We start from the raw sequence: 6,992 nt of genomic DNA, 5'->3' as shown, positions 1-6,992 counted from the left end.
GCCCCCGGCGGTGCGCCAGGCCGCCAATCGCCTGACTGCGGGCCGCCCGGCTTCGGGCCACCCGGCCGCCAAGGCCACTGCCCCGGCGGGGCGCCGGGGCAACCCGCTGCTGCAGCGCACGGCCAGCCGGGGCGGCGCCCGCATCGCCCGCGCCGAGCCGCCGCGCTCCTGGCAGGCGGGCCTGCCCGAGGCCAGCGGCGAGCAGCGCGAATGCCCGGCCGGCACCATGTCCACCCTGGCGCGCGGGCATGACGACGTGGTGCGCTGCCTGCCGCTCTGACGCGGCAGGGCTGCGCTTTCCGCAGGGCGCCACAAAACCGGCACCCGGCCGCCTTGTCGCGGCCGGTGCAGGAGAGTAGGTAGCGGCTGCACTGCAAAAACAGAGTCAGCCCCCCGCTCGAAGCCCTCGGGAAGGATCCTCCTCATGGCCCGCAAAAAGATTGCGCTGGTTGGCGCCGGCAACATCGGTGGCACGCTTGCCCACCTGATCGGCCTCAAGGAACTGGGCGACGTCGTCCTGTTCGATGTGTTCGCCGGCGTGGCCGCCGGTAAGGCCCTGGATATCATGCAGTCCGGCCCGGTGGACGGCTTCGACAGCAAGATGGTCGGCGCGGCCGACTATGCTGCCATCGAAGGCGCCGACGTGGTGATCGTCACCGCCGGCTTCCCGCGACTGCCGGGCATGACCCGCGACGACCTGCTGACCAAGAATGCCGAGGTCATCACCAAGGTCGCCGAGGGCATCAAGACCTATGCCCCGAACGCCTTCGTCATCTGCATCACCAACCCGCTCGACGTGATGGTGTGGGTGCTGCAGCAGAAGTCCGGCCTGCCGCCGGAGAAGGTCGTCGGCATGGCCGGCGTGCTCGACTCCGCCCGCTTCCGCCTGTTCCTGGCCGAGGAATTCGGCGTCTCTGTCGAGGATGTGACCGCCTTCGTGCTGGGCGGCCATGGCGACACGATGGTGCCGCTGACCCGCTACTCCACCGTCGCCGGCATCCCGGTGCCGGATCTGGTGAAGATGGGCTGGTCCACCCAGGAGAAGATCGACGCCATCGTCACCCGCACCGCCAATGGCGGCGGCGAGATCGTCAAGCTGCTGGAGAAGGGCTCGGCCTTCTACGCCCCGGCCGCCTCGGCGATCGCCATGGCCGAGAGCTACCTGAAGGACAAGAAGCGCGTCCTGCCCTGCGCCGTGCTGCTGAATGGCGAATACGGCATGACGGATTTCTATGTCGGCGTGCCCGTCGTGATCGGCGACAAGGGCGTTGAGAAAATCGTCGAGGTCCAGTTCACGCCGGAAGAAAAGGCCGCCTTCGACAAGTCCTGCGACGCGGTCAAGAAGCTGATCGCGGACTTCAAGAAGCTCGGCGTCTGAGCTGAGAGACTCCCCCGGCCGGGGCGGTCGCCCCGGCCGCCCCATCCGGCCGTGCCCCGGCCGTACAGCCCAGCAAAGGGTGAGCGGATGAACATTCACGAGTATCAGGGCAAGGAGCTGCTGCGCCGCTATGGCGTCGCGGTGCTCGACGGCCATGTGGCCTGGACCGCCGAAGAGGCGGTTGAGGCGGCGAAGAAGCTGCCCGGCCCCGTCTATGTGGTGAAGAGCCAGATCCATGCCGGTGGGCGTGGCGCCGGCCGCTTCAAGGAAGACCCGAACGGCAAGGGCGGCGTGCGCGTCGTCAAGTCGGTCGAGGAGGTCAAGGCCGCCGCGGAAGCGATGATCGGCAAGACCCTGGTGACCAAGCAGACCGGCGCCGCCGGCAAGCTGGTCAGCCGCGTCTATGTCGAGGATGGCTGCGACATCAAGCGCGAGCTCTACCTCTCCCTGCTGGTGGACCGCGACACCTCCCGCATCGTCATCATGGCGTCCACCGAGGGCGGCATGGAGATCGAGGAGGTCGCCGAGCACCACCCCGAGAAGATCCTGAAGGTCGCGGTGGACCCGGCTTCCGGCGTCTCCGGCTTCCATGCCCGCAAGCTGGCCTTCGGCCTCGGCCTCGAGGGCAAGCAGGTCGCCGCCTTCACCAAGTTCGTGACGGCGATGTACACCGCCTTCATCGAGCTGGACTGCGCCATCGTCGAGATCAACCCGCTGGTCGTCACCGGCGCGGGCGATGTCGTGGCGCTGGACGCCAAGGTCTCCTTCGACGACAACGCGCTGTTCCGCCACAAGGATCTTGAGGCGCTGCGCGACGATTCGGAGATGGACCCGAAGGAGCTCGACGCCACCAAGAACGATCTCAACTACGTCGCCCTCGACGGTGAGATCGGCTGCATGGTGAATGGCGCGGGCCTGGCGATGTCCACCATGGACATCATCAAGCTCTATGGCTCCAGCCCGGCGAACTTCCTCGATGTCGGCGGCACGGCGACGGCCGAGCGCGTGACCGAGGCGTTCCGCATCATCACCTCCGACGCCAACGTCAAGGCGATCCTGGTCAACATCTTCGGCGGCATCGCCAAGTGCGACATGATCGCGACCGGCGTGGTGCAGGCGGCGAAGAACCTGACCCTCTCCGTGCCGCTGGTGGTGCGCCTCGAGGGCACCAATGTCGAGCTCGGCAAGAAGATCCTGGCTGAATCCGGCCTGAAGATCATCCCCGCCGACAACCTGGCCGACGCCGCCGAGAAGGTGGTCCGCGCCGTGAAGGGAGCCAACTGAGATGGCCATCCTCGTCGACGCGAACACCAAGGTGATGACCCAGGGCTTCACCGGCTCGCAGGGCACCTTCCACGCCGAGCAGGGCATCGCCTACGGCTCCAACTATGTGGGCGGCGTGACGCCGGGCAAGGGCGGGATGACGCATCTCGGCCTGCCGGTGTTCAACACGGTGGCCGAATGCGCGGAGAAGACGGGCGCCAATGCCTCCGTCATCTACGTGCCGCCGCCGTTTGCCGCCGACTCCATCCTGGAGGCGATCGACGCCGAGATCCCGCTGATCATCTGCATCACCGAGGGCATCCCCGTGCTCGACATGGTGAAGGTGAAGCGCGCGCTCTCCGGCTCGAAGTCCCGCCTGATCGGGCCGAACTGCCCGGGCGTGATCACGCCGGATGCCTGCAAGATCGGCATCATGCCGGGCCATATCCACAAGCGCGGTTCGGTCGGCATCGTCTCGCGCTCCGGCACGCTGACCTATGAGGCGGTGGCGCAGACCACGGCGGCCGGCCTCGGCCAGTCCACCTGCGTGGGCATCGGCGGCGACCCGGTGAAGGGCACCGACTTCACCGAGGTGCTGGAGATGTTCCTGGCCGACCCCGAGACCCAGTCGATCATCATGATCGGCGAGATCGGCGGCCAGTCCGAGATCCAGGCCGCCGAGTTCCTGGGCCGTGAGAACAAGCCGGGCTCGAAGGGCTACAAGCCCGTCGTCGGCTTCATCGCCGGTGCGACCGCCCCCCCGGGCCGCCGCATGGGCCATGCCGGCGCCGTCATCTCCGGCGGCAAGGACACCGCCGAGGCCAAGATGAGCGCCATGCGTGAGGCTGGCATCTTCGTGGCCGAGAGCCCGGCGGCGCTGGGCTCGACCATGGTGAAGGCCCTGCGCGGCTGATGCCGGACGCTTCGCAACAGGGGGCGCAAGGGCCGCGATGCGGGGCTGCCATGATGGCGGTTTCCCGCCGGGCTGGCCTGCGCCAACTGTGCGAAGTTAAATTTTATGTTAAAAAGCGCCGTCCCCATGAAGGGGGCGGCGTTGCCTTTTGCGACGTCACAGCACTGAGCTGACAGCCGCCAGGCCCTGCTGCCGGGGCCGGGGCGAGGAGGAGATCATGGCCGGTATCGACATCCTGGCAAGCGCGATGAACGGGGCGAATGCCACCTTCCTCGCCGACCTGTATGCGCGCTGGGTGGAAAAGCCGGACAGCGTGGACGTCTCCTTCCAGGAGCTGTTCGCGGCGCTGAACGACGACGCCAAGGCCGTGCTGCATGACGCCCATGGCGTCTCCTGGGCGCCGCGCCCGAAGGGCGGCTTCGCCCCCGAGCCCGAGGCGCCGAAGGCCGACCCGAAGAAGGCCGGCAAGCCTGCCGCCGCCGCCGACCCGGCCGCCGCCCGCCAGCAGGTGCTGGACGCCATCCGCGCCCTGATGCTGATCCGCGCCTACCGCGTGCGCGGCCATCTGGAGGCGCAGCTGGACCCGCTCGGCCTGCAGGTGCCCAAGGCGCATCCGGAGCTGGACCCGGCCACCTACGGCTTCACCGCCGCCGACATGGACCGGCCGATCTTCATCGACCGCGTGCTGGGCAAGGACACCGCGACGCTGCGCGAGATCATCGCGATCCTGCGCGCGACCTATTGCGGCCCGATCGGCGTCGAGTTCATGCACATCCAGGACCCGGAGCAGAAGGCCTGGATCCAGCAGCGCGTCGAGGGCGCGCCCTGGGCGCGGATCTTCGATGCCCAGGCCCGCCGCACCATCCTGCAGCAGCTGACCGAGGCCGAGGGCTTCGAATCCTTCTGCGCCCGCAAGTATGTCGGCACCAAGCGCTTCGGCCTTGAGGGCGGCGAGGTCACCATCCCCGCCCTGCAGGCGATGATCGAGACGGCGGCCGGCCAGGGCGTCAACGAGATCGCCATCGGCATGCCGCACCGCGGCCGCCTGAACACCCTGGTGAACGTGGTGAAGAAGCCCTTCACCAAGGTCTTCGCCGAGTTCAAGGGCGTCTCCGCCAACCCGGACGATGTCCAGGGCTCGGGCGACGTGAAGTACCATCTCGGCACCTCGACCGACATCGAGATCAATGGCCGGACGGTCCACCTCTCGCTGCAGCCCAACCCCTCGCATCTCGAGGTGATCGACCCCGTCGTGGTCGGCAAGGTCCGCGCGCGCCAGGACATGGCGGGCGACACCAAGGGCCGCCGCTCCGTCATGGGCATCCTGCTGCATGGCGATGCCGCCTTCGCCGGCCAGGGCGTGGTCTATGAGACGCTGGCGATGAGCCAGCTCATCGGCTACCGCACCGGCGGCACGCTGCATGTCGTGGTGAACAACCAGATCGGCTTCACCACCGTGCCGCTGCACGCCTATTCGGGCCTCTATTGCACGGACGTCGCCAAGTCGATCCAGGCGCCGATCCTGCACGTCAATGGCGACGACCCGGAGGCGGTGGTGTTCTGCTCCCGCCTCGCCGCCGAGTACCGCATGCAGTTCGGCGCGGATATCGTGCTGGATATCGTCTGCTACCGCCGCCACGGCCATAACGAGACGGACGAGCCGGCCTTCACGCAGCCGATCATGTATGGCGTGATCAAGAACCTCGCCACCACCCGCACCAAGTATGCGGAGCGCCTGGCCGCCGCCGGCGCCGTGCCGGCCGAGGATTCGAAGGCGATGCTCGACGCCTTCTACGCCAGGCTGGAAGAGGCCTACCAGGCCGCGCAGACCTTCAAGCCCAACAAGGCGGACTGGCTGGAAGGCCACTGGGCCGGGCTGAAGGCGGCCGGCTCCGATGACGAGGAGAAGGACGACAACACCGCCGTCTCCCTCGACACGCTGCGCGAGGTGGGCGGCGCGCTCTCCCGCGTGCCGGAGGGCTTCACCGCCAATTCCAAGATCCTGCGCCAGCTCGAGGCCAAGAAGCAGGCCATCGACACGGGCGAGGGTATCGACTGGGCGACCGGCGAGGCGCTGGCCTTCGGCTCGCTGATGCTGGAAGGCCACCGCATCCGCCTCTCGGGCGAGGATGTGCAGCGCGGCACCTTCAGCCACCGCCACTGCGTGCTGGTCGACCAGAACAACCAGGCGGAATACATGCCGCTGAACAACATCCGCGAGGGTCAGGCGCGGATGGAAGCCTTCAACTCCCTGCTCTCCGAGATGGGCGTTCTGGGCTTCGACTATGGCTATTCGCTGGCGGACCCGCAGACCCTGGTGCTGTGGGAGGCGCAGTTCGGCGACTTCGCCAATGGCGCCCAGGTGGTGATCGACCAGTTCCTGGCCAGCGCCGAGACCAAGTGGCTGCGCATGTCCGGCCTCGTGATGCTGCTGCCGCATGGCTATGAGGGCCAGGGCCCCGAGCACTCCTCGGCCCGCCTGGAGCGCTACCTGCAGCTCTGCGCCGAGCGCAACATGGCGGTGTGCAACTTCACCACCCCGGCCAACTACTACCACGCGCTGCGCCGGCAGCTGAAGCGCAACTACCGCAAGCCGCTGGTGGTGATGACGCCGAAGTCCCTGCTGCGCCACAAGCTGGCGGTCAGCAGCCTGTCCGAGTTCGCCCCCGGCAGCGCCTTCCGCACCGTCATCCCCGAGGTCGACGCCCTGGTGCCGGCCGAGCAGGTGAAGCGCGTCGTGCTCTGCACCGGCAAGGTCTATTACGACCTGCTGCAGGAGCGCCGCGACAAGGGCCTGCAGGACGTCGCCATCGTCCGCGTCGAGCAGATCTATCCCTTCCCGCGGATCAGCCTCGCCAAGGTGCTGGGCGAGTACAGGAACGCCGAGGTGGTGTGGTGCCAGGAGGAGCCCGAGAATATGGGCGCCTGGACCTTCGTCGACCGGCGGATCGAGAAGGTGCTGGCGGAACTCGACGTCAAGGCGAAGCGCCCGGGCTATGCCGGCCGGGCCGAGGCGGCCAGCCCGGCCACCGGCCTCGCCAAGGTCCACCAGCAGCAGCAGGAGGCCCTGGTGCGCGACGCGCTGGGCCTTGCCTGACCCCCATTCCCGACCCCATTCCCGAACAGACATCGCACCGGCAAAGAAGGCTACGGCAAGATGACCGAGATCGTGGTGCCCACCCTGGGCGAGAGCGTGTCCACCGCCACGGTGGCGAAGTGGATGAAGAAGGCCGGTGACGCGGTGGCCGCCGATGAGCCGCTGGTCGAGCTGGAGACGGACAAGGTGACGGTGGAGGTCAATGCGCCCTCCGCCGGCGTGCTGGAGTCCATCGTGGCGGCCGAGGGTGCCGAGGTGGAGCCGGGCGCGGTGCTGGCCGTGATCGCCGCCGGCGGCGCCGTGGCCGCGAAGCCCGCCGCCGCCGCGCCGGCCCCCGCCGC

General features: G+C 68.3%; 5 protein-coding genes and 1 pseudogene. All 6 read left to right on the top strand.

Annotation, left to right across the window (positions count from 1 at the left end):
- Window positions 1-280: pseudogene (locus NON00_RS23620) on the top strand (hypothetical protein); the annotation flags it as partial.
- A 144-nt stretch (window positions 281-424) separates the two neighbouring features.
- The gene (gene mdh / locus NON00_RS23615) at window positions 425-1,378 is read left to right on the top strand and encodes a malate dehydrogenase (protein WP_256025246.1); all 954 of its coding nucleotides are present in this window, start codon (window positions 425-427) and stop codon (window positions 1,376-1,378) included.
- 87 nt (window positions 1,379-1,465) lie between these two features.
- Window positions 1,466-2,662 (top strand): ADP-forming succinate--CoA ligase subunit beta, encoded by a 1,197-nt coding sequence (gene sucC / locus NON00_RS23610; protein WP_256025245.1) that lies wholly within the window; start codon window positions 1,466-1,468, stop codon window positions 2,660-2,662.
- Window position 2,663: 1 nt separating this feature from the next.
- Window positions 2,664-3,554, top strand: a complete 891-nt coding sequence (sucD, locus tag NON00_RS23605) for a succinate--CoA ligase subunit alpha (RefSeq protein WP_256025244.1) — start codon at window positions 2,664-2,666, stop codon at window positions 3,552-3,554.
- A 217-nt stretch (window positions 3,555-3,771) separates the two neighbouring features.
- Complete coding sequence (locus tag NON00_RS23600) at window positions 3,772-6,651, top strand: 2-oxoglutarate dehydrogenase E1 component (RefSeq protein ID WP_256025243.1); 2,880 nt, start codon at window positions 3,772-3,774, stop codon at window positions 6,649-6,651.
- 60 nt (window positions 6,652-6,711) lie between these two features.
- Window positions 6,712-6,992 (top strand): biotin/lipoyl-containing protein (locus NON00_RS23595; protein ID WP_305123538.1); only part of this gene is annotated, 281 nt, incomplete at its 3' end.

Origin of the sequence: Roseomonas sp. GC11 (assembly GCF_024437745.1) — a bacterium.
GTDB lineage: Bacteria > Pseudomonadota > Alphaproteobacteria > Acetobacterales > Acetobacteraceae > Pseudoroseomonas.
Note: the sequence above shows the minus strand (reverse complement) of the source record. Positions and strands in the feature narration are given on the sequence as shown.

What these genes read in the sequence shown, in the direction of transcription:
- mdh (WP_256025246.1), top strand. Translation starts at nt 425, where the DNA reads ATGGCCCGCAAAAAGATTGCGCTGGTTGGCGCCGGCAACATCGGTGGC.
- sucD (WP_256025244.1), top strand. Translation starts at nt 2,664, where the DNA reads ATGGCCATCCTCGTCGACGCGAACACCAAGGTGATGACCCAGGGCTTC.
- sucC (WP_256025245.1), top strand. Translation starts at nt 1,466, where the DNA reads ATGAACATTCACGAGTATCAGGGCAAGGAGCTGCTGCGCCGCTATGGC.
- NON00_RS23600 (WP_256025243.1), top strand. Translation starts at nt 3,772, where the DNA reads ATGGCCGGTATCGACATCCTGGCAAGCGCGATGAACGGGGCGAATGCC.